The 21,682-nt window shown below is 41.9% G+C and carries 18 protein-coding genes; 8 read left to right on the top strand and 10 right to left on the bottom strand.

What is annotated here, in order from left to right; genetic code table 11:
- Positions 1–471: 471 nt before the first annotated feature.
- The gene (locus tag ACOI22_RS09415; RefSeq protein WP_420672352.1) at positions 472–1,767 is read left to right on the top strand and encodes an alpha/beta hydrolase family protein; all 1,296 of its coding nucleotides are present in this window, start codon (positions 472–474) and stop codon (positions 1,765–1,767) included.
- Positions 1,768–1,909: 142 nt separating this feature from the next.
- On the opposite strand, the gene ACOI22_RS09410 is transcribed toward ACOI22_RS09415, so the two are convergent.
- The 3 genes from ACOI22_RS09410 to ACOI22_RS09400 all read right to left on the bottom strand — a co-directional run bounded on the left by ACOI22_RS09410 (position 1,910) and on the right by ACOI22_RS09400 (position 6,674).
- Entirely contained in the window at positions 1,910–3,637 is a 1,728-nt protein-coding gene (locus tag ACOI22_RS09410) for a solute:sodium symporter family transporter (protein WP_420671769.1), read from the bottom strand.
- A 16-nt stretch (positions 3,638–3,653) separates the two neighbouring features.
- Entirely contained in the window at positions 3,654–5,756 is a 2,103-nt protein-coding gene (locus ACOI22_RS09405) for an alpha-xylosidase (protein ID WP_420671768.1), read from the bottom strand.
- Between the two features lie 156 nt (positions 5,757–5,912).
- Complete coding sequence (locus tag ACOI22_RS09400) at positions 5,913–6,674, bottom strand: TSUP family transporter (protein ID WP_420671767.1); 762 nt, start codon at positions 6,672–6,674, stop codon at positions 5,913–5,915.
- Positions 6,675–6,775: 101 nt separating this feature from the next.
- Here ACOI22_RS09400 and ACOI22_RS09395 point away from each other — a divergent pair, with 101 nt between their 5' ends.
- From ACOI22_RS09395 to ACOI22_RS09380, 4 genes are all read left to right on the top strand, one after another.
- Complete coding sequence (locus ACOI22_RS09395; protein ID WP_420671766.1) at positions 6,776–7,525, top strand: GntR family transcriptional regulator; 750 nt, start codon at positions 6,776–6,778, stop codon at positions 7,523–7,525.
- 201 nt (positions 7,526–7,726) lie between these two features.
- Positions 7,727–8,689 (top strand): aldo/keto reductase, encoded by a 963-nt coding sequence (locus ACOI22_RS09390; RefSeq protein WP_420671765.1) that lies wholly within the window; start codon positions 7,727–7,729, stop codon positions 8,687–8,689.
- A 9-nt stretch (positions 8,690–8,698) separates the two neighbouring features.
- Entirely contained in the window at positions 8,699–9,691 is a 993-nt protein-coding gene (locus ACOI22_RS09385; RefSeq protein ID WP_420671764.1) for a TauD/TfdA family dioxygenase, read from the top strand.
- A gap of 5 nt (positions 9,692–9,696) precedes the next feature.
- Entirely contained in the window at positions 9,697–10,698 is a 1,002-nt protein-coding gene (locus ACOI22_RS09380; RefSeq protein WP_420671763.1) for a YeiH family protein, read from the top strand.
- A gap of 67 nt (positions 10,699–10,765) precedes the next feature.
- Here the strand turns inward: ACOI22_RS09380 and ACOI22_RS09375 are convergent, their stop codons facing one another.
- A complete protein-coding gene (locus ACOI22_RS09375) occupies positions 10,766–11,599 on the bottom strand; it encodes a mechanosensitive ion channel family protein (protein WP_420672351.1) in 834 nt (277 codons plus the stop codon).
- Positions 11,600–11,789: 190 nt separating this feature from the next.
- Here ACOI22_RS09375 and ACOI22_RS09370 point away from each other — a divergent pair, with 190 nt between their 5' ends.
- On the top strand, positions 11,790–13,316 hold the full coding sequence (locus ACOI22_RS09370; protein WP_420671762.1) for a S10 family peptidase: 1,527 nt from the start codon (positions 11,790–11,792) through the stop codon (positions 13,314–13,316).
- 19 nt (positions 13,317–13,335) lie between these two features.
- Here the strand turns inward: ACOI22_RS09370 and add are convergent, their stop codons facing one another.
- Complete coding sequence (gene add / locus ACOI22_RS09365) at positions 13,336–14,340, bottom strand: adenosine deaminase (RefSeq protein ID WP_420671761.1); 1,005 nt, start codon at positions 14,338–14,340, stop codon at positions 13,336–13,338.
- 216 nt (positions 14,341–14,556) lie between these two features.
- On the opposite strand from add, the gene ACOI22_RS09360 reads away from it, so the two are divergent.
- The gene (locus tag ACOI22_RS09360; protein WP_420671760.1) at positions 14,557–15,636 is read left to right on the top strand and encodes a nucleoside hydrolase; all 1,080 of its coding nucleotides are present in this window, start codon (positions 14,557–14,559) and stop codon (positions 15,634–15,636) included.
- Positions 15,637–15,662: 26 nt separating this feature from the next.
- Here ACOI22_RS09360 and ACOI22_RS09355 read toward each other — a convergent pair whose 3' ends face one another.
- A complete protein-coding gene (locus ACOI22_RS09355; RefSeq protein WP_420671759.1) occupies positions 15,663–16,559 on the bottom strand; it encodes a LysR family transcriptional regulator in 897 nt (298 codons plus the stop codon).
- Positions 16,560–16,657: 98 nt separating this feature from the next.
- On the opposite strand from ACOI22_RS09355, the gene ACOI22_RS09350 reads away from it, so the two are divergent.
- Positions 16,658–17,173, top strand: coding sequence for a lactoylglutathione lyase family protein (locus tag ACOI22_RS09350; protein WP_420671758.1), 516 nt, complete (start codon positions 16,658–16,660; stop codon positions 17,171–17,173).
- Positions 17,174–17,448: 275 nt separating this feature from the next.
- On the opposite strand, the gene ACOI22_RS09345 is transcribed toward ACOI22_RS09350, so the two are convergent.
- Genes ACOI22_RS09345 through ACOI22_RS09330 form a run of 4 tightly spaced genes read right to left on the bottom strand, consistent with a single transcriptional unit; the run spans position 17,449 to position 21,675 of the window.
- On the bottom strand, positions 17,449–18,408 hold the full coding sequence (locus tag ACOI22_RS09345; RefSeq protein WP_420671757.1) for a sugar-binding transcriptional regulator: 960 nt from the start codon (positions 18,406–18,408) through the stop codon (positions 17,449–17,451).
- A gap of 21 nt (positions 18,409–18,429) precedes the next feature.
- On the bottom strand, positions 18,430–19,122 hold the full coding sequence (locus ACOI22_RS09340; protein WP_420671756.1) for an HAD family hydrolase: 693 nt from the start codon (positions 19,120–19,122) through the stop codon (positions 18,430–18,432).
- Positions 19,123–19,146: 24 nt separating this feature from the next.
- Positions 19,147–20,616 (bottom strand): mannitol dehydrogenase family protein, encoded by a 1,470-nt coding sequence (locus tag ACOI22_RS09335; protein ID WP_420671755.1) that lies wholly within the window; start codon positions 20,614–20,616, stop codon positions 19,147–19,149.
- A gap of 3 nt (positions 20,617–20,619) precedes the next feature.
- The gene (locus ACOI22_RS09330; RefSeq protein WP_420671754.1) at positions 20,620–21,675 is read right to left on the bottom strand and encodes an ABC transporter ATP-binding protein; all 1,056 of its coding nucleotides are present in this window, start codon (positions 21,673–21,675) and stop codon (positions 20,620–20,622) included.
- Between the last annotated feature and the right edge of the window lie 7 nt (positions 21,676–21,682).

Here is a 21,682-nt window from a genome sequence, read left to right as displayed (position 1 = left end):
CACTTACAATGTGCCGTGTGTCCAACGGTCTTTTTTGTTTTACGTAAATGTGTTTAAGTTTCTTTTGTCTTGTATAAGACAAAAGACAGGTAAAACTTAACTAAAAAGTAAATCAATTGCAATCTTTTTGTTAACAGGTTGGTTTTGGTTTGAATTAAGATTGTAAAAGGGCGCAGTTCTTTATCTATATGATTTTATTTGTTTTTGAGTTTTTTATTGCGATGTTTTAGTTGCTGTGAATAGTCACAATTCGCAGTGCTTATACAATAATATAACAATAAGTGTCGTGTTTTATCTTGTATTTGTCAGTTAAATACAAAGTGAGCTGCCACAATAAATGTGGTTTCATATTTTTTGTTATCAAATGGTCATAATTGTATGGGCATAATTCGTCTTTTATTTAGGAGAAATCAAGTGGATTCATCTGTTGTACTGAAAAACGTGAGAGTAAAAACTTTCACCAAAGGATGCATGTTATTAATAAGCCTAGGCCTTTTAAATTTTGCTTTGGCTGAAAATAGAATCGATGCTCAGCGCCCTGATGCACCACAATTAGCCGCTTATGGCGAATATAAAATTGGCGTGAGAACCCTTGAGTTAGTTAACCCTGATCAAATCAATATTTTAGCGCTTGATCCAAAACAATCTAAGCCCAATGAAATGCCCATGTATGACAGGCCCTTAACCGCTGAAGTATGGTATCCGGCACAAGCTTCGAGTACTGCCACTGCGAGCAACACCATAATTAATGCGTATATTCGTGATGGTAAAAAGCAAGTAGAATTGCACGGAAGAGCGATTCGTGATGCAAAAGCCATTGCCAGCGAAAAGGCATTTCCTTTAGTAATTGTGTCGCACGGTTATCCAGGAAACCGATTCTTATTGGCACATTTAGCAGAAAATATTGCATCAAAAGGTTACGTGGTAGTATCAATTGACCACACCGATTCAACCTACAGATCAAAAGATGCATTCGCTTCAACCTTAGTTAATCGTCCAGTCGATCAGCTTTTTGTTTTAGACCACTTAGCTAACATGGCCGCAGATAAAAGCTCATTTTTATATGAGCTGGTTGATGCAAATAATACTGCATTAATTGGCTACTCTATGGGGGGCTATGGAGCACTTATTAATGCCGGAGCAGGTATAACAAAAGAAGCTGTGAGCAGTCCATTATCAGCGCCATTTGGCACATTAAAGCGCCATCAATCAGGGCTCAAGCCTAAGGTTGATGAACGCTTAAAAACCATTATTGCATTTGCCCCTTGGGGAATGAACTACAATATGTTTGACCTTAATACCATATCTATTCCAATAATGCTTGTGTCGGGTTCACAGGATGATGTTTCAGGTTATGAAAACGGTGTGCGCGCCATTTGGCAAGGTGCAAAAAACGTTGACCGAAGCTTATTAACTTACATGAACGCAAACCATAATGCCGGCGCAGTTATGCCTGCTCCTGAGGAGTCATATGTATACAACGCTGAACTTGGCGGTAGTGTGAGTGCTCACTACTCTGATGCGGTTTGGGATAACGTACGTATGAATAATATTGCACAGCACTTTGTAAGCGCTTGGCTAAATAAATATTTGAAAAATGATGATGATATGAAACCCTACCTAGACTTAGTGCCTAATTCTAACGATGGTGTATGGGCTAAAGATGAAAGCGGCCAAGAGAAAGATGAGCATACTTACTGGCAAGGTTTTGATAACCGAACCGCGAAAGGCCTGAAATTTGAGCGTTTGTATAAAGCACAAGAGTAAATTCGCTCTTTAATAAATAGCTAGTCATCGTGGCGAAGGCCACGACCTCCCACCTCAGCTTTAGCAAAGGTCCCCTTCTTCAAGGGGATGACGAAAAGTGGCTAATTCTTGTCATCGTGGCGAAGGCCACGACCTCCAAGCCTTAGCTAGGCTCGCTTGCTAGGTGCTTTAAGCTCAATTCATACCTTGCACGCCACCATTTCAAGCTAAACATTATTGCAATAACGCAGGTTGACCATACCCCTAATAACGATGGGATAAACGCAGCGCTTATGCCGCCCACAAACCCTATGGGTGAAAACATAAGGTACAAGGTTGCAATTAAAGCAACGAGTATTATTGCGCAAGGAATAGCATAGCGCCAAGGTGTCATATCCACTTCGGCCTTAGGTATAAACTTCCAAGGTTTTGCCATTGGGTAGAAGTGGCCTATCGCTAGCATTATGGCTAATTCTATTGCGAATAAAATGGCATAAATATGAATGAAGTTTATTTCTACCTGCCATACAAACTTAAGCAATCCATACGCAATTACGTGAAATATAATCGCCACTTTTGCCGCTAAAGCGGGCACGTTTTTAGTAAACAAACCCACTAACACAATCGTAATAACAGGAATGTTATAAAAACCTGTGAATATTCGTATAATTTGCCACAAGCCTTCGGGGGCAAACATCAATAAAGGCGCCGTTATAAAAGACACTACCGCAATCACTATACTTGTAATTTTAGCCACACGAATAAGCTCTGAGTCGCTCACTTTCTCTTTTTTAAAGGGTTTATATACGTCTAGGCAAAATAGGGTGGCCGCACTATTTAATAGAGAGTTGAACGAGCTAAACACCGCGCCCAATAGCACGGCTAGAAAAAAGCCTGATAAATACTGTGGAAGCACGTCTTTAACCAAATGCGGGTAGGCTAGGTCAATGGTTTGCATGCTGTCGTTTTGATATAAATGATACGCAATTACACCAGGCAACATCATCATAAATGGAACCAATACTTTGAAGTAGCCCGAAAACAACACGCCTTTTTGACCTTCAACGAGGTTCTTAGCGCCTAAAGTACGCTGAATAACATATTGATTAGTACCCCAATAAAATAAATTGGCTAATAACATCCCAGTAAAAATGGTACCAAAGGGCACGGGATCATCGGCCCCCCCAATCGCATTCAGTTTTTCAGTTTCTGTGGTGGCTATGGTTGTTAGGCCGGCTGAAAAACTGCCGTCACCTAATGCAATCAAACCTAATATAGGTACAAGCAAACCTACAATTAATAAGCCAATACCATTAATGGTATCTGATACCGCAACGGCCTTTAACCCGCCAAATATGGCGTACAGGGCACCTATACTGCCCACCATTACAATCGTAACGACTAAGCTGGTTTCGTAATTCAAATTGAGTAGTCCTGGCACATCAAACAAGCGCAGTACCGCAATAGAACCTGAATAAAGCACCGACGGAATAGTAATTAAGGTATAGCCCACCATAAATAAGACTACCGTCATTCTTCTTACTTTGTCATCAAAGCGGTCACGTAAAAATTCAGGTAGGGTTGAGAATGCACCAGCTAAGTAGCGAGGTAAAAATATCAAAGCCATAATAATGGTAGAAATACCGGCGGTAACTTCCCAGGCCATGGCGCTTAAATTGTAACCAAATGCTGAGCCGTTAAGGCCTATAAGCTGCTCTGCAGACAAGTTTGTTAAGATCATAGAACCGGCTATGAAAGTACCGGTTAAGCCTCTGCCTGCAAGGAAATAACCATCTTGTGTGTTTACTTCGCCCTTTGTTTTTTGATATGAAATAAAAGCGACCACAGCCATAAAAGCCATGCAGGTCAGTAAGGTAAGCGTCACGTTCATGCTAATACTCCAAGCGCTAGCGCGGCCACATAGTGGTTGCCGACATATCCATTTCGGTATGCTCTACCTCGGGGCCTAAAATAACGTGCTCGGCCCTGCGAACAAATACGGCAAGTTCATTTAAGCTTAAAATTTGCTCGTAGTATTTACCGCCTTGGTAGGTATTTGCATTTGCTGCCCCGGTGTTATTTACGTTGAAACGAAGCCACTCACCTTCAGGCAAATAAAACTTCACCTTACCCCCTGGCACAATGCAAGGCACCACTAATAAGCTTTCACCGCACATGAATTGCTGTTCAAATTGGCGAGCAAGGGGGTCATTAGGGAAAGCGAGTGCCATAGAGCGTTGCACGGGCAAACCGGTTTCACTGGCTTGAAGTGTGGTTTTTTCTAAATAAGGCAATAAACGATAACGCAGTTTAAGTGCTTCAAATACCGCTTCAGAGGCCTCTTCAGAGTATGACCAAGGTTCGCGAGGGCCAATGCCATGTAAACGCATATGAGCTGAAAATACTGATGCTTGCGTCCAACGAACGTATAACTCTGAATCGCGTGTATCTTTATAAAAACCGCCGATGTCGGTGGCGAAGAATGGCCCACCCGACATACCCCAAGAAAGGCTGCCGCGAATACTAGCAGCTAAACCGTGCCAGTCGGCTTGAGGGTCACCGCCCCACTGTGAAGGAAAACGCTGGCTGCCGGTCCATGCAGAACGGCTGAATAAAAACGGACCGGTTTTGCAGTATTTCTCAGCCGCTTCGTATACGCAGCGGTTATATAGCATGCTGTATACGTTATGTAGTCGGTCACCTGAATCACCGCTGTAAGAGAGCATGTTGTCATCTTCTAACTGCTCGCCAAAATCAGCCTTAATCATATCAACACCCAATTCAAATAAAGGCTTGTGTGATTCTTTCCAAAATTCGTAAGCGTCGGGGTGGGTGAAATCTAAAATACCTGAATCAGGCAGTGGAGTAAGTACTTCACCGAAAGGGCTTAAATCCCATTCGTAGCGATAAGCTTCACCTGTGCGTTTGTCTTTAATTAACCAGCCTTTTTCAGCCGCTTTTGCGTACAGTGGGTTTTTCACTGAAATCATGGGGTATTCCCATACGCAAATTTTAAAGTCCATTGCTTTTAGTTCATCAAGCACAGGCTTAGGATCGGCATAGCGAGTTGGATCCCATTCAAATGCAAAACGGGTATCGGTGTCTTGCCACGCCCGGCCATCAAGCGTTATCACATCGCAAGGCATGTTTTTTTCGCGCACTTCGCGGGCAACTGCTAATAGCTCTTGTGAGTCTTTATAATAGGCCTTGGAAAGAATAACGCCTAGGCTCCACTTCGGTGGAACCGGCGCAAACCCAGTTAAGCTGCTATAAGTGTGGATGCTTTGTGCTGGGCTATCACAGTGATACAAAAACATGTCTAGCTGAGTGTCTTCTACTACGCAAATATACGCGCGCTGCGACCAAGGCGCATAGCCTACGCCGTGAGTCACTGGCGTGGGTGTGTGAACAAATAAGTTCCAGCCTTCAGGGCTCCAAGCATAAGGAGTATTTTTATAAGACTTTTCTGTATTTACGCCAAGTGCATCATGGTTATACGAACGAACCAGTTGGCCGCGTTTATCAAGTTTCCCCCATTTTTCACCCAAACCATAAACCGACTCATCATCACCAAGTTCAAGGCTAATGATCCAACCTGCGTCTGTTTTAGCAAAAGGCGGTAGGCGATGTTGGCGTACAAAGTGACCGTCGGTAGCCGATTCTTGCACCAAATCATTATTGCGGTACAGCTTAAAGTGTAGCGGGGCTGAGAATAAGTCTAAGCGATACTCGCCTGCAGTAATGCTGTATTGCTGTTCGCTACCAGCATATGTAAGCGCTAAGGCATTTGGCGTAGTAGTAAGCATGCCGTAGTCAAAACTATCTGCAACAGTAGCAGTTTCGCCGCCAGATTGAATACGCAGCCCAAATTTGCTAATTGAAAATAACAAACTGCCATATTGTGTAGGCACGGCAAGATGTTTATCATTTATTAAATAAGGGCTGGCGGTAATTTCTGCAGCTTTAATGCTGTTCCAATCAGGCTCTGTTACCGAAAATTCATTACTCATACTAGCTTACTCTATGTGTCTTATATAAGACATAAGTTAATGAAATGTAACTTACCTGTCAATGAGCAATTACATATAAGTAACGTGAAAGGCTGGTTTACTGTGTAGTTGCTTAAGGTATTACCCGTAAAAACAAAAAGAAGCTTCGCCCCGCATCTACAAAATAAGTAAAGGTAAGTTCTGCGCAATGAGTGTGATGCCGCTGAGTGCGAGCATACTAATTGCTAAGGCTCTTACAAATTTAGCCTCTATATTGAGTGCTAAAACGCGGCCTAATTTTGTAAATATTAATATAAGCGGAATTGCCAACAATGTTGAAATAATAGTCATTTGATTCGGCAGGGTACCAAAAGGAACCATGGCCAAACGAATGAAAGCCGTTACACTAAACACAGCCAATAGCGTAAAACGAATTTCATGCACTGACCAACTTTGGCGATAACATTGAAACACCACCGGGGGGCCAAATGTAGAAAATAAGCCACCCAATACACCACCTAGGGCACCCGATACTAAAAAACCCCAAGCCTTCCCTGATGCCTTAGCTTTACTACTGCGAATTAGTAACAGTATGCAACATATAAGTATGGCTAGGCCCAATAGAACGTTTAACCAAAGCGCAAGCCCAACTGAAAGAAACTCCAGTAAAAAATAGCCCGCGGCTATGAACGGAATTCCGCCAATTAATATTAAGGTAAACGCGCGCTTTTGTATTAAATGTATGTTTTTTATAACAATGGTAGTAGAGTTAACTATGCCCAGTACACTTATCATAAATGTGGTGGCGGTAAGGGGGAGCAAGTGAAATAGTGTAAAACTTGATGCGACCATTAAGCCAAAACCAAATCCACTTATGGTTTGCAATATAGTTGCAAAGCCTAATAGAATGAACATGGGCAATAAGATTTCAAGTTGCATTGCGTTGATACACCTCTGGTTGTATGTAATTTAATATAAAAATGCGCTATAACACTTAAACAAAACATAATAATACACTTCAAGCATTAGGTTAGGGTTACATGTCATCATCACAGTTTGATCATAAGTTAGGTGGTCCCAGTCTGGCGTTTCAACCGCTATACCAGCAAGTTGCGGAATATATCAAGCAACTAGTGGTAGAGCGAAGATGGCAACCCGGCGAAATGTTACCCAGTGAATTTCGCCTTGCTGATGAATTTAAAGTGAGCCAAGGGACTGTCCGCAAAGCCCTAAATTTGCTTACTGACACTAAAATTGTGACTCGCCGCCAAGGTGTGGGTACGTTCGTATCAGAGCACACCGCTCAAGACGCGCTATTTCGCTTTTTCCCTTTACAGGCTGATGGTAAAGGGGCTGAATTACCCAAAGCAGAATTGCTACATATTGAGCAAGTAAGCCCTCATAAAAGTGTGCAAAGTGCCTTAACCATTACGAGTAAAGAAAAAGTCACCAAAATTGAGCGGCGACGAATACTTGATAACGAGTTTTGCATGCTCGAAACCATTTACTTACCAGCGAAATACTTCTCAGGTATTCATGAACGAAAAGACATTCCACATACCTTGTATCACTTCTATCAAACTGACTTTAACCAAACTGTATTTAAAACGCGCGATAGCATCAAAGCTGTATTAGCCACAGAAGATGATGCAAAACTTCTACAAATAGAAGCGGGTACTGCGCTGCTTTTAGTAACTCGTGTTACTGAATCTATTGACGGCAAATTAATTGAATATCGCGAAAGCAAATGCAGAAGCGACCATTACCATTACCAAGTTGAACTAGACTAAATTTACTGCGGTAACAAAAACTCAATTTAACTTTTCACTCTGCGAACCCTTGCAGGGTAAAGGCCCTTATAACTTTTCGTTTAATCAAACAAACCTCAAAATATTAAATTTGTTAACACTTTGTTGACATGCCACCCTTGCTATAATAACTTATGTCTTATACAAGACTAAAGTCTTTTTTTAATTAATAGGATTAAAGCTATGAATGCGTTAAATACAATTCCAGAAGTGGGATTTGGATTTTGGAAGGTCGATACCGACATTTGTGCCGACACTGCTTATGAAGCCATAAAAGCGGGTTACCGTCATTTAGATTGTGCCTCTGATTATGGCAATGAAAAAGAAGTAGGCGAGGGTATTCAACGCGCTATAAATGACGGCCTATGCACGCGCGAAGAGCTTTGGATTACCTCTAAGTTATGGAATACCTTTCACGCCCCTGAGCATGTGCCTTTGGCGCTTGAAAAAACCTTGAGTGACTTAAAGTTAGATTATCTTGATTTATATCTTATACATTTTCCTATTGCGCAAAAGTTCGTGCCTATTGAAACGCGTTACCCGCCTGAGTGGTTTTACGATACAAGCGCGAAAAATCCTACTATGGAGCTTGCTCCTGTGCCCCTTTATAAAACATGGGAAGCAATGGAAGCTTTGGTTGATAGCAAAAAAGTAACGCGTATTGGGGTGTGTAACTACAATACGGGTTTATTGCATGATCTTATGACTTACGCACGTATTAAACCTGCCATGTTGCAAATTGAATCGCATCCATACCTTACCCAAGAGCGTTTAATTCGACTAGCCAAAGACTATGAGCTAAATGTAACCGCGTTTTCTCCTTTAGGTGCGTTGTCATACCTTGAGTTAGAAATGGCTGATAAAACAGAATCAGTGCTTGAGCAAGACGTGGTGAAAAAAGCGGCTTCTGCCCATGGCAGAACACCCGCACAAGTTGTACTTCGATGGGGTATCCAACGGGGTAATGCCATTATTCCAAAAACCTCAAAGCCTGAAAGAATGCGTGAAAACTTAGCCTTGTTTGATTTCAAGTTAAGTAATGAAGAAATGCAGGCTATATCAGATTTAAACATGAATCGCCGCTTTAATGATCCGGGTCATTTCTGTGAAGCCGCGTTTAATCGTTTTCACCCAATTTACGACTAGGAGCGCGTTATGAGCAATGCTATTGAATACGCTAAGGTGCCTACCCAGCACAATTACAACGAGCAAGTTTTTCCGCAAATTGTGGTAAACAACGGGGCTTGTAAAACCATTGAAGATACGGTGAGTTACATTCAAGCTAACCAAGCCGAGCTTGAAGCCCAGCTAGCCATTTCAGGCGCATTGTTGTTTCGCGGTTTTCCATTAAATTCAGCTGAAACCTTCGATATATTTTCTGCTGGCTTTGGTTATGCCAACTTTACTTATAAAGAGTCGTTATCAAATGCGGTACGCATTAATTTTACCGAAAGAGTATTTACCGCTAACGAGGCACCCAAAGATGTCGAAATTTTTCTACATCATGAAATGGCACAAACCCCTATTTCGCCAAGTAAATTATTCTTTTATTGCCAGTCTGCAGCAGAAAAAGGCGGGGCAACACCACTGTGCCGCTCTGACAAATTATTTGAAGCATTAAAAGCCGAAAATCCAGCCCTTGCGCAAGATTTTGCAGAAAAAGGCCTTAAGTATACAACGACTATGCCCGCCGCCGATGATGCTAATTCAGGTCAAGGTAGAAGCTGGAAAAGTACCTTAAGTGTGAATAACACTGGCGAGGGTGAAGCGAAATTAAAAGAGCTTGGATATAGCTGGGAATGGCTGGAAGATGGTAGCCTGCGCGCCATTACCCCCGTGTTGCCAGCAGTAATTGAACTAAGTGACGGTTCGCAATCATTCTACAATCAATTAATAGCGGCATACATGGGTTGGAAGGGTGTGCGTGAAAACCCATCATCAGCCATTACCTTTGGCGATGGCAGTGCCATTCCAAAAGAAGGTTTGGAGCGTATTGCTGAGCTTTCACAAAAATTTACCTTTGACCTTGAGTGGCAAGATGGTGATGTTGCACTTGTTGATAACTATAGAGCTATGCATGGCCGCCGCCCATTTTCAGGTGATAGAAAACGTCAAGTGCTTGTGGCGCTTGTAGCTGCCGAGCGTTAATTGTTGTGACAAAGCTAGCGGCAAAGTGTAAATCTATTTGGCCTGGCTTTGGCATAGCCGCCATTACCGGTATGGCAGCAATGTTTTTAAGTGAGCACTACGGTGCACCGGCTATGCTGTTTGCTTTACTGCTGGGTATGGCGATATCGTTTTTGTATCAAGATGATGGCGTATGTAAATCAGGTATTGATTTTACCGCCAGTACTTTACTGCGTGCAGGTGTGGTGTTGCTTGGTTTGCGTATTGCATTGGGTGACCTAGCCGTGCTGGGGTGGCAAACGGCAGCTATGCTGGCTTTTGCTATTTTCTCGACCATTATTTTAGGCGTGGTACTGGCAAAAAGTGTGGGTTTGCAAAAACGCTTAGGCGCACTTACTGGCGGATCAGTTGCTATATGTGGGGCATCGGCTGCTTTAGCTATTTGTACTATACTGCCAGCCGGTAAAAATCATGAACGCGATACCCTTCTTACTGTAATAGGCGTAACGGCAATGTCTACTATTGCTATGGTGCTTTATCCTATTATAGCTGGGCAATTAAGCATGAATGACACCCAGGCCGGTATATTTTTAGGCGGTACTATTCATGATGTAGCGCAGGTTGTAGGCGCTGGTTATTCTGTATCACAAGATGCGGGTGACCTAGCCACCTTAACCAAATTAGTACGCGTAGCCATGTTGCTTCCCGTAGTGATGATTATGATGGCTATCGTAAAGCGTGTGCATAGCACTGCAAGCGATGTAGAAGGTGAAGTACCCAAGCTACCGCTTTTCTTAGTGGGTTTTGTTGCTTTAATGCTACTTAACAGTTTTGTAAGTTTGCCCGAATTAGTCATTACCGCAGGCACAGAAATTTCTCGCTTTTTCCTTGTGGTATCAATTACCGCCATTGGAATGAAATCTAATTTGGGAAAATTAGCTGAGGTAGGCATGTTGCCAATAGTGCTTATAGTGTCTGAAACTATTTGGATAGCACTACTCATTCTGTCGTACTTATATTTGATGTAAGCTTATAATTACGTACAAAAAAGGGCACTTAAAAAGTGCCCTTTGCGTTTAAGTTACTTAAATCAACTTATTCTTTATCTTCGTTTACCAAAATCACTTTACGATGTGGGAACGGTATTTCAATTCCATTTTCATCTAAGGCTTTTTTGATTAATTCCGGCACGGTATACAAAATTTCAAAATAATGTTCACCTAGGCAGAATGGCCTAACCAAGAAATCAACAGAGCTATTGTTTAAGGTTTCTACTTCAACAAATGGTGCAGGGTCTTTTAAAATATGAGGGTGGGCAGCAAGCACGCCATCAATAACCTTGCGAACTTCATCTGTGTTTTCATCATATGCAACGCCAAAATGCATATCTACACCACGAATTGGGTGATGAGAATGATTGATAATTTGAGCACCCCAAATTTGGCTGTTAGGGATAACAATTTGCTGATTATCGAAAGTTTGCAAGATAGTGGTGAACATATCTATTTCAGTCACCTTACCGAAACGCCCAGCCGCTTCAATAAAATCATTAACTTTGTATGGTCTGAATATAAGCAACATAACACCTGCCGCTAAATTCGACATTGCTCCTTGTAATGCTAAACCAACCGCTAAACCGGCTGCACCTAAAAGCGCTATAATAGAAGCCGTTTGTACCCCAAAACGATTGAGTACAGCAATAATCACAAAGGCTAAAATAATATAGCGAGCCATACTGCCTAAAAAGCGGAATAAGGTGTCATCAAAGTGGGTGTATTTTTTACTTAAACTCACTATTATGTTTCTAACTTTGCCAGCTAGCCATAAACCTATTAGCAGAATCACAATTGCCAGAAGAATATTTGTGGCCCATTCAATCGCTGCCGGTAAATATTCGTTAATATCTATGTCGTTGATCATTTCGTTCATTTCGTTCATTTTATCTCCTTGAACCGTGTTACCTTAATTGCCTAACAATTTGCATAAAGTGTCTTTTTTACATTTATTTAACATTCAGCTTATTATTATTCTTATTCGTTAGACTTTAGTTGAGTGCTTGAATAGCAGTAGCTTGTACTTTATTCTAAAAGCGAATCTAACTTACACCGGCAGGCTTAATATGCCCATAAAAACATTCAAAATTTTAGTATTTTCACTTATCTTGTTCAGCATTCAATTAGTGAAAGCCGATGAATTAAGTACGCGAAATATAAGTGCAGATAGCACGGTTGTGACCCAGCACAAAACGCAAATTAATGGAAATAGAGTGAGTTATTCCGCCACTACAGGTACGCAACCTGTTTGGGATGAACAAGGCGATGCCGTAGCTACTTTGTTTTTTACTTACTACAAACGCACCGACATAAAAAACAGCAGTAAACGCCCGCTTGTTATTTCGTTTAATGGTGGCCCAGGTTCAGCATCGGTATGGATGCACGTTGCCTATACTGGCCCGCGAATTTTAAACATTGATGACGAAGGCTATCCCGTTCAGCCTTATGGCGTGCAAACCAATCCTTTCTCTATTTTGGATGTGGCTGACATCGTTTTTGTTAATCCTGTAAATACGGCCTATAGCCGAGTGCTTAAAAATAAAGATGGCGCCATACTTTCACAAGAGCAACAAAAATCGATGTTCTTTGGTGTAAATGCTGACATCAAATATTTGGCTGAATGGTTAAACACCTTTGTAACTAGGCATGAACGCTGGACATCGCCTAAATACCTTATTGGCGAAAGCTATGGCACAACACGGGTATCGGGTTTGGCTCTTGAACTACAAAATACACAGTGGATGTATTTAAATGGGGTCGTGCTTGTATCACCCACTGAAATTGGTATTGAGCGCGAAGGCCCGGTAGAAGCGGCAAATAGATTACCGTACTTCGCGGCTACAGCTTGGCATCATAAAAAGCTTCCTGCTGACTTACAGCAAAAAGATTTATATGACGTGCTAGCGGAAGTAGAAGACTACACCGTTAATGCTTACATTCCGGCTATTGCAAAAGGCGGCTTTATATCTAGCCAAGAAAAACAAAGCACAATTAAAAAGGTAGCTCGCTACAGTGGTTTGAGCGAAAAAGCGGTAGAACAAAGTAATTTAGATATTAGTACGCAGTTTTTCTGGAAAGAGTTACTCCGTGACGAAGGTAAAACACTAGGTCGTTTAGATAGCCGCTATTTAGGCATTGATAAAAAAGAAACCGGCGACAGACCTGACTATTGGGCTGAGTTAAGTTCTTGGCTTCATTCATTTACTCCTGCCATAAACCACTACATACGCACTGAGCTAAACTACAAAACAGATATGAAATATAATATGTTTGGCCCTGTTCGCCCATGGGATAATAGCAACGATAACACGGGTGAAAACTTGCGTTTAGCAATGGCACAAAACCCTTATTTAAACGTGCTAGTTCAAGCCGGCTATTATGATGGTGCAACCAATTACTTTGATGCTAAATACACAATGTGGCAATTAGATCCAAGCGGTAAAATGAAAGACCGCTTAAGTTTCAAAGGGTATAGAAGTGGCCATATGATGTATTTAAGACGCGATGACTTAAAGCAGTCAAACAATGATCTGCGTGAATTTATTCTCAATACTCTTGCGGGTGAAAATGAAGCTGCGCGCTATCCTAGATAGCGCGGCCTTCATACGTACTTTAATGTTGCTGTACATAATGATTTAATTGAGTCAGGTAGTCTGCTTTTTGAGCGTCATCAATCCATGCTACTTTAAATGCATTACCCACTAAGGTCACAATTTCAGCTTTGTTAAAGTTACCCACTTCTTGAAGGGCATACAGGTTTTCATTTAAATATGCGCGAAAATAGGCGGGGTCATCAGAGTTGATGGTTACTAGCATGTCTTGTTCTAACATGCTTTTTATTTCATTTACCGTGAGTGACTGAACCACAAATTGATTTGATACGGGGCATACGGTGAGCCCAAGCTGTTTCTGGGCAATCAATTCACACAGCATTTTGCTTTCTAGCGAATTCACGCCGTGGTCAATTCGGTCAACTTCAATAAGGTTTACGCATTGCTCAATGTGGTCAAGGGTATTAAGCTGATTCACGTCACAATGCATGGTTAATTTTAAGCCCATGCGCTTGGCTTTGGCAAACACCTCAGCAAACTTTATGGGCGGATTATTGCGTTCATCTGAATCAAGCCCCACTCCTACCAGCCAGTCTAAATAGGGAGCCGCTAGCGTTAGGTGCTCCATAGCAGATTCAGCGCTCATGTCGCGTAAAAAGCACAGTATGAGTTGGCTTTTAATACCTAAATCTTTTTCTGCATCAAGCTGCGCCTTATGAATACCACTTATAACAGTATCAAAACTTACGCCGCGGCTTGTGTGTGCTTGTGGGTCAAAAAATAGTTCTGCGTATACGGTGTTTTGGCTGCTAGCCTTTTTTAAATAGGCATAGCAGAGTTGATAAAAGTCATCTTCATCAACCAATACATGCATGGCTTGATAGTAAATAGCTAAAAACGAAGAGAGATCAACAAAGTCATAGGCTGCAATAAGTGACTCGGGTGTATCGTGTTTTAAGCTCACGCCATTTTTGGCCGCTAGAGCAAAGCTCATTTCAGGCTCAAGTGTGCCCTCTAAGTGAACGTGGAGTTCTGCTTTTGGCATTTTTTCAATAAATGTTTGCATAGTCTTACTTCTTATTGCGAAAGATGATAAAACAGTAATGCAATTTCAGTTCCCATTGCTCACGTATTAAAAAGCCCCGTTTTTATAGCGATTCTAGCTTCAATACTTGCTTAGCCGCACACTTTCGTTGGTTGCTAGCGTGCAAATGCACTGATTAAGTGCGCAAAATAGACAATTAAAACAAGCACAAATTATCAGTATCTTAAGGACAAATTCATGAAACGATTCATTCTTCTTTTTACCAGCTTATTCTCGTTAAGCACCTTTGCAAGCCCGGTTATTTTTGATAACGATATGGCCATAGACGATTGGGCCGCATTGCTATTTTTATTGCAACACCCCGATACCGATGTGCGCGCTATTACCGTAGCCGCGAGTGGCGAAAGCCACTGTGAGCCTGGACTTGTAAATGCCAATGCCTTACTTGATTTATCACCATATAGTGCAGATTCTGTAGTGGTTGCATGCGGTGACAGCGTGCCACTTGATGGTTATGCTGTGTTTCCTGATGCATGGCGCAAAGATTCAGATACCTTGTCAGGTGTTGAGTTACCTAAGAGCAAGCGAAAAGCCTCGTCTAAGCACGCTGCGCAAGTTATCCATGAGGTCATTGGTGAGTCTTTAGAACCGGTTGTTATTGTAGCTACGGGTACCTTAACGAATATTGCACAATGGTTAGAAAAATATCCGGAAGATGTGAAACATGTGTCTCGATTAATTATTATGGGGGGGAACGTTAACGCGCCGGGTAATATTATTGTGCCAAACTTTACTGATGGTCATCCCAATGTAAGTGCTGAGTGGAACATTTTTGTTGACCCTCTAGCGGCAGATATTGTATTTGCTTCAAAATTGCCTATAGAGTTAGTTGGTTTAGATGTAACCAATAGTGTTAGAGTAACCGCCGGATTCGCCAAGCATTTTAAGCAAAAAGTAGCCACGCCTGCGGGCGAATTTTGGGATAAAGTGCTTGATAAAAATGACTGGTTTATTGAATCAGGTGAATATTATTTTTGGGATACTCTGGCTGCCGTTATCGCCATAGATGAAAGCCTTTGCGAAGGATATATGAAAGCGTTTTCCGTTGAACATGCACCTACCAGTAAACCTTGGTTACCTACTTCAGATTTAACGATGCCAAGCACTCGCTGGGACGGCAAACCACGCCAGCATTTAGATGCCGAAAAAGCGGGCATGTTAGTTGAGTCTTCTCACTATCCTCTTATCAAGGTGTGCGAAACAACTGAGCCTAAAAAAGTGTTTAAAATATTTACTGACACACTTAACCGTAAATAAACTAGCTTAGCCCATTAGTAAGACTATTAATGGGCAGTTAATTCTGTTTTGATTAAAGCCTGTATATTTTCATACCTAGCGGGCAAAGTTCTATGCGGTGTTTTAACAAAGTATATGGGCTCTGCCACTCTAATTTTTGTTGGGAAAATATGTAAAGTACTTGCTTGGCTAAAGCTCTCTACCACCTTTGTTGGTAGCACAGTAAAACCCAGCCCTTTACTTACCGGTAATAAAATTTGTGATAATTGATTAATATACCCTTTTCGATAAATGCGGTTTGGATCTAGTTTTTCCAAGCTAGGAATTTTACTGTGGCTAAAATACAATTTTAAATAATGCATGGCATCAGGGTGATTAATTAAACCAAGTTGGACTAGTTTGTCTGCAATATTACTTTCATTTACCGCGCTATTTTTTGGCAAAATGATAGAAAGTTCTTCAGCGCCAATGCTTTGTGATGAAAATAATTCTGCATCAGGTGCTTGAGTAACCATTCCTAAATCACAGGTGGCATTTTGGATGCTGCTTAAAATTCCGCGGTTAGGCGAAACCTCTAAATGTATGCTTAGTTTAGGATGTTTTACTTGGTAGTCAGTAAGAAGCGGATATATGCGCTGGGCCAATGCACCAGAGCAGGCTAATAAACACTTCCCCTCAAAAGGTTTATCAAAACTTAAACTTTCTAATAGGGCCTGTTCGTGCTTGTTTAGCTGAATAGCATGTTCATAAACGCGGTTTCCTTGTTCGGTTAACTCAATCCCTTTACCTAACCTAATTATTAACTGGCAAGCGCAAGCTTCTTCAAGCTTTTTTAAGTGCTGACTAACGCCAGGCTGCGTCATAAATAACTGTTCTGCAGTACGGGTGAAATTACCGGTTTTAACCAATGTTACAAAAGTTTCAAGCCACTGTGGATTTATCATGCTATAAATTTATATTATCAATTTTAGAATTAATCATAATTTCAAGTTTGGAGTATGTCTAGCTAATATAAACATCAATTAGCAAATAGGAGCTTACAATGAACTTACAAACCAACAAGCCATATCCACGTACTTTTTCTCACATTGGTATATCAGTGCCTGACCTTGAAGCTGCGGTAAAATTTTATACTGAAGTATTGGGCTGGTACTTAATTATGGAGCCAACAACAATTACTGAAGACGATTCGCCTATTGGTGAAATGTGTACTGATGTATTTGGCGCCGGCTGGGAAAGGTTTCGCATTGCGCACTTATCAACAGGTGATCGCGTGGGGGTAGAAATTTTTGAGTTTAAAAATCAAGAAAACCCAGAAGATAACTTTGAATATTGGAAAACAGGGGTGTTTCATTTTTGCGTTCAAGACCCTGACGTAGAAGGTTTGGCTGAGCGTATAGTCGAAGCCGGTGGCAGAAAACGTATGAAAGCCCCACGCTACTACTACCCTGGTGAGAAACCTTACCGCATGATTTACATGGAAGACCCGTTCGGCAATATCCTTGAAATTTACAGCCACAGCTATGAATTACACTACGCTAGCGGCGCATATCAATAAGCCAGATTGTCATTACCAAAGGCCGTCATTGCGGCTACTCTGTCATTACGGCCACTCTGTCATTGCGGCCACTCTGTCATTGCGGCCACTCTGTCATTGCGGCCACTCTGTCATTGCGGCCACTCTGTCATTGCGGCCACTCTGTCATTGCGGCGAAGGCCGCAAACTCCAAAGCTAACAGCAGGTCGTGGCCTACGCCACGATGACGCCCCCTGTCATTGCGGCCACTCTGTCATTGCGGCTACTCTGTCATTGCGGCCACTTTGAACTAAAAGTTAATCTAAGCTTAACAAACTTTCTGCGGTGTATTCGTTGGTAATAAGCCCATTTATCATCTTTGACCGCAGCGCTCCTAAAATAGCATCAATCTTTTCTTGGCCAGCGGCAATACCAATTACCGGTTTTTGTGAACCAACGGTAAGTGGCGTACTGGCCACTCTATCATTAACTTTGCAGTCGAGAAGTTTACCGTTGCGGTCAAAGGCCCAGCTAATAATTTCACCCACGGCCCCTTTTTTCTGAAGCTCGTCTTGCTCTTCTTGGGTAATAAAACCATCTAAAAGTAATGGCGAATTAAGGCCTAAATTACCAATGCCCACAAAGGTCACATCTGCGTTAGCTGCTAAGGCTAAGTTACTTGCAATATTGTGCTGAGATTGCAGTTGTTCTTTTTCTTTTTTACTGCGCGGAAGCACCGGTAAAGGCATGGGGTAGTGTTTAGCGTTAGTGTGTTCAGCCATGCGAACCACTACGTCATAAGCTGAGGCCGAGCCATCTAAAGCCATGTTACCCAATAAGGCCACTATTTTATGTTGCTTACAATCAATTATCGCTAACTCGTCTACGCATGCTCTAAGCACCCGGCCAGTTCCCATAGCTACTACTTTGGGTTGGTCTGACTTTAAGTGACGCTCTATTTCGCTAGCGCCTGCTTGTGCTAAGCCTAAGTTTGATGTGGTGTCAGTATTTTCACTAGGAACCACTTCACACGAGAGTAAATCAAAACGATTTTTTAACTTAACGCTTAAATCCATGCACTTTGCTATAGGGTGTTCAAGCCTCACTTTTATTAAGCCCTTACTCACTGACAAAGCCACCATGCGTTGAGCCGATTGGCGTGAAATATTTAAATCTTTGGCAATTTCGTCTTGGGTTTTACCAGCTACATAATACAACCAGCCCGCTCGAGCTGCATCGTCTAACTTACGCATTTCAGTGTTTGATAGCTTTACCACATTAACCTCGTTTACTTATATTTAGCGCGCAGATGGAATATAAGAAAATAATTCCGGCCACTCACGTATAATTGTTATTTTATCTTGTTTGTCATTTGTTGAAGCTGCTTTGTTAACCAAATGACTTGCACCTGCGTATTTTATTACATGCATATTTGCTGCCAGCCCTGCTTCAATGCCTGCTTGAGAGTCTTCAATAACCAAACAATTTTGTGGCGCCATACCCATTTGCTTGGCAGCATGCAAAAATAAATCAGGGGCGGGCTTACCATGTTTTACTTCAGAAGCAGTAAACACTTGCCCCGCAAAGTAATCGATTAAATTTGTGCTCTTTAAGGCAAAATCAACACGATTGGGACTAGAGCTTGTTGCAACGCAATAGGGTAAGGTAAGTTGCGCAAGCATTTGCGTAAGAGCAATAGTGGGTCTCAATTCTTGCGCAAAAACCTGAAGTAACTGTGTTTGATACTCATGTTGAAAAGTTGCAGGTAAAGTTACTGAGTAATCGTTGAATATACTTGCGGTAACAGCCTCGTAGCTTCTGCCTAAAAAATGCTGGTCAAAATAAGCATCTGAGGCTACCACACCTATGTCTGCTAGCATTTGTAAAAGTACTCGTTTACTTAAACCTTCGCTATCAACAAGTACGCCGTCACAATCAAAAATTACTAGCTGTATGTTTGCACTTTTTAATGGCGTACTTAACGTAGACATGGATTACCTTTTATACTGCTGAGCTTATTCTTGCAGATATGTTTCTAGGGCTAATACTGTACCTTGTTCCCAAAGCAAGTTTAGCCAAAATGCGAAATGTTCTTGAAGAACACCATTATTACCTAAGTCACCAAATATGTCATTCATTTGCAAAAAGATAGTCGGTACTTGCTTCGCTTTCACGGCATTGTTAATTAGGCGTTCAGCTTGAGGATCGTTAATACTAATGCTTCCCTTTGCGTTTGCGCCCTCAGCGCACATTCTGCACCACAAGGCCACTACCAAAGCTAAACCTTTGCAATCACGCCCTTCATCTAAATTAGCTTGAATAATAGGCAAAATAAATTTAGGAAGGCGATTAGACGCGTCCATGCATAGCCTTGGAACGGTATCTTTTACCTCAGGATTTGCGAAGCGCGACTGAATTAGCGCAAAATAATCATTAAAATCTACACCCGGAACACTAGGAAGACTTGGGATAATATCGTTGTTTATTAACTTTGCTAAATATTGATTAATGGTCTCATTTGCCATTACATCATGTACATATTGTATGCCCATTAACGCTGCAGGGTATGCAATAGATGCGTGCCCACCATTTAAAATACGAAGTTTCATAAGTTCGTAAGGGGCAACATCATCAACAAACTCTACGCCCACTTTTTCAAGCGCAGGACGGCCATTTACAAAGTTGTCTTCAAGAACCCATTGGCGAAAGGGTTCGCAAAATACTGGGGCCTTATCTTCAATTCCAAACAATGACTGCAATTTTTGTTTTTCATAGTCGGAAGTAGCTGGCGTAATACAATCAACCATGGAGTTTGGAAAAGAAACAGATTGCTCTATCCATTGGGCTAGTGAGCCATTGATTTGTGCAGCCATTTCAATAACAGCACGTTTAGCAACCTTGCCGTTGTGGGGAATGTTGTCACAAGACATTACCGTAAATGCACCTACATTGTTAGCACGCCTGCCTTCCAAGGCCTTAATTAATATCCCAAACACGCTTTTAGGGGCATCAAAATTGGCAATGTCATGCTGAATGTCAGGATGATTAATATCAAAACTACCGGTTTTGTCATCCATGTAATAGCCGCCCTCGGTAATAGTCAGCGACACTATTCTAATTTCTTTTTGACAAAGAGCTTCAATAAGAAGTGCTTCATCATCTTCAATGAAGTTAATCATTGAGGCACAAATTTGCGCTGTGAGGCCCTTTGCATCCAGTTCTACAACTGTTGTTAAGTAATCTTGAGAAATAAGTTTATCGCGCATAACTTTGTCATACGATTTTGTGCCCGCGCCAACAATCGCCCAGTCTAAAGATTCTTCCATGGTAAACAATTTATGCATATACATTGCTTGGTGTGCGCGATGAAAATTGCCCACACCAATATGCACTATGCCTGGCGATAGACTATCGCGATTGTAACAGGGGCGCTGAACCTCAGCAGCTAAGCTCGATAGTGAATTATAATGTAAACGAGTAGCCATAAATTATGCTCTTTGCGTTGTTGTGGAAGCGGTAGTAGCGTCATTGCCCCACGACATTTCTGCGATTGTATTGCCAGCGCTATCAAAATGCATAATTCTGTTTTGCGGGGCAGTTAGGTTAACTATATCGCCGTATTCTACTTTGCAGTCGCCATCGTCGCGCACGGTCAACGTCCCAATACCGTCTATGTGCACGTGTAAGAACGTTTCAGATCCTAGATGTTCTACCACGCCCACTTTGCCCGTCCACAAACCACGCTCGTTGGTAATAGTTAAATGCTCAGGACGAACGCCTAAACAACTCGTTGGGTCATCATCTGAAGCGGCTACTTCAATAAAATTCATTTTTGGAGAGCCGATAAACCCCGCTACAAAACGATTTACAGGATGCTGATACAATTCTAAAGGCGTGCCAACTTGCTCAATAACGCCTGCGTTAAATACCGCAATTCGGTCAGCCATTGTCATAGCTTCAACTTGATCATGGGTAACATAAATCATAGTTGTATCAAGGCTTTTATGTAGCTCTGAAATCTCTAAGCGCATATTCACACGCAACGATGCATCAAGGTTTGATAGTGGCTCATCAAACAAGAAGGCCGAAGGTTGACGCACAATAGCGCGGCCAATGGCAACGCGTTGTCGCTGGCCACCAGAAAGTTGCCCCGGCTTTCGATCTAAGTAGTCACCTAAATTTAGTATTTTCGCGGCTGACTCAATTTTTGCGTCAATTTCATTTTGTGGCACTTTGGCACGCTTCAAGGGAAATGCGATGTTGTTTCTAACCGACATATGCGGATATAAAGCATATGACTGAAATACCATAGCCAGTCCACGTTTAGCTGGCGGTGTATCAGTAGCATTGCTACCGTCAATTTCAATTACGCCGCTAGAGGTGTCTTCAAGGCCCGCAATCATGCGAAGCAGAGTAGATTTTCCGCAGCCAGATGGACCTACAAATACGATGAACTCACCGTCTCTAATTTCCAAATCAAGCGGTTTAATAACATTTACGTCACCGAAGCTTTTTGTTACTTGTTTTAAAGTGATGCTACCCATAATAATT

It is taken from the genome of Glaciecola sp. 2405UD65-10, assembly GCF_048820975.1.
Lineage (GTDB): Bacteria > Pseudomonadota > Gammaproteobacteria > Enterobacterales > Alteromonadaceae > Glaciecola.
This window is presented reverse-complemented; position numbering and strand designations above follow the sequence as displayed.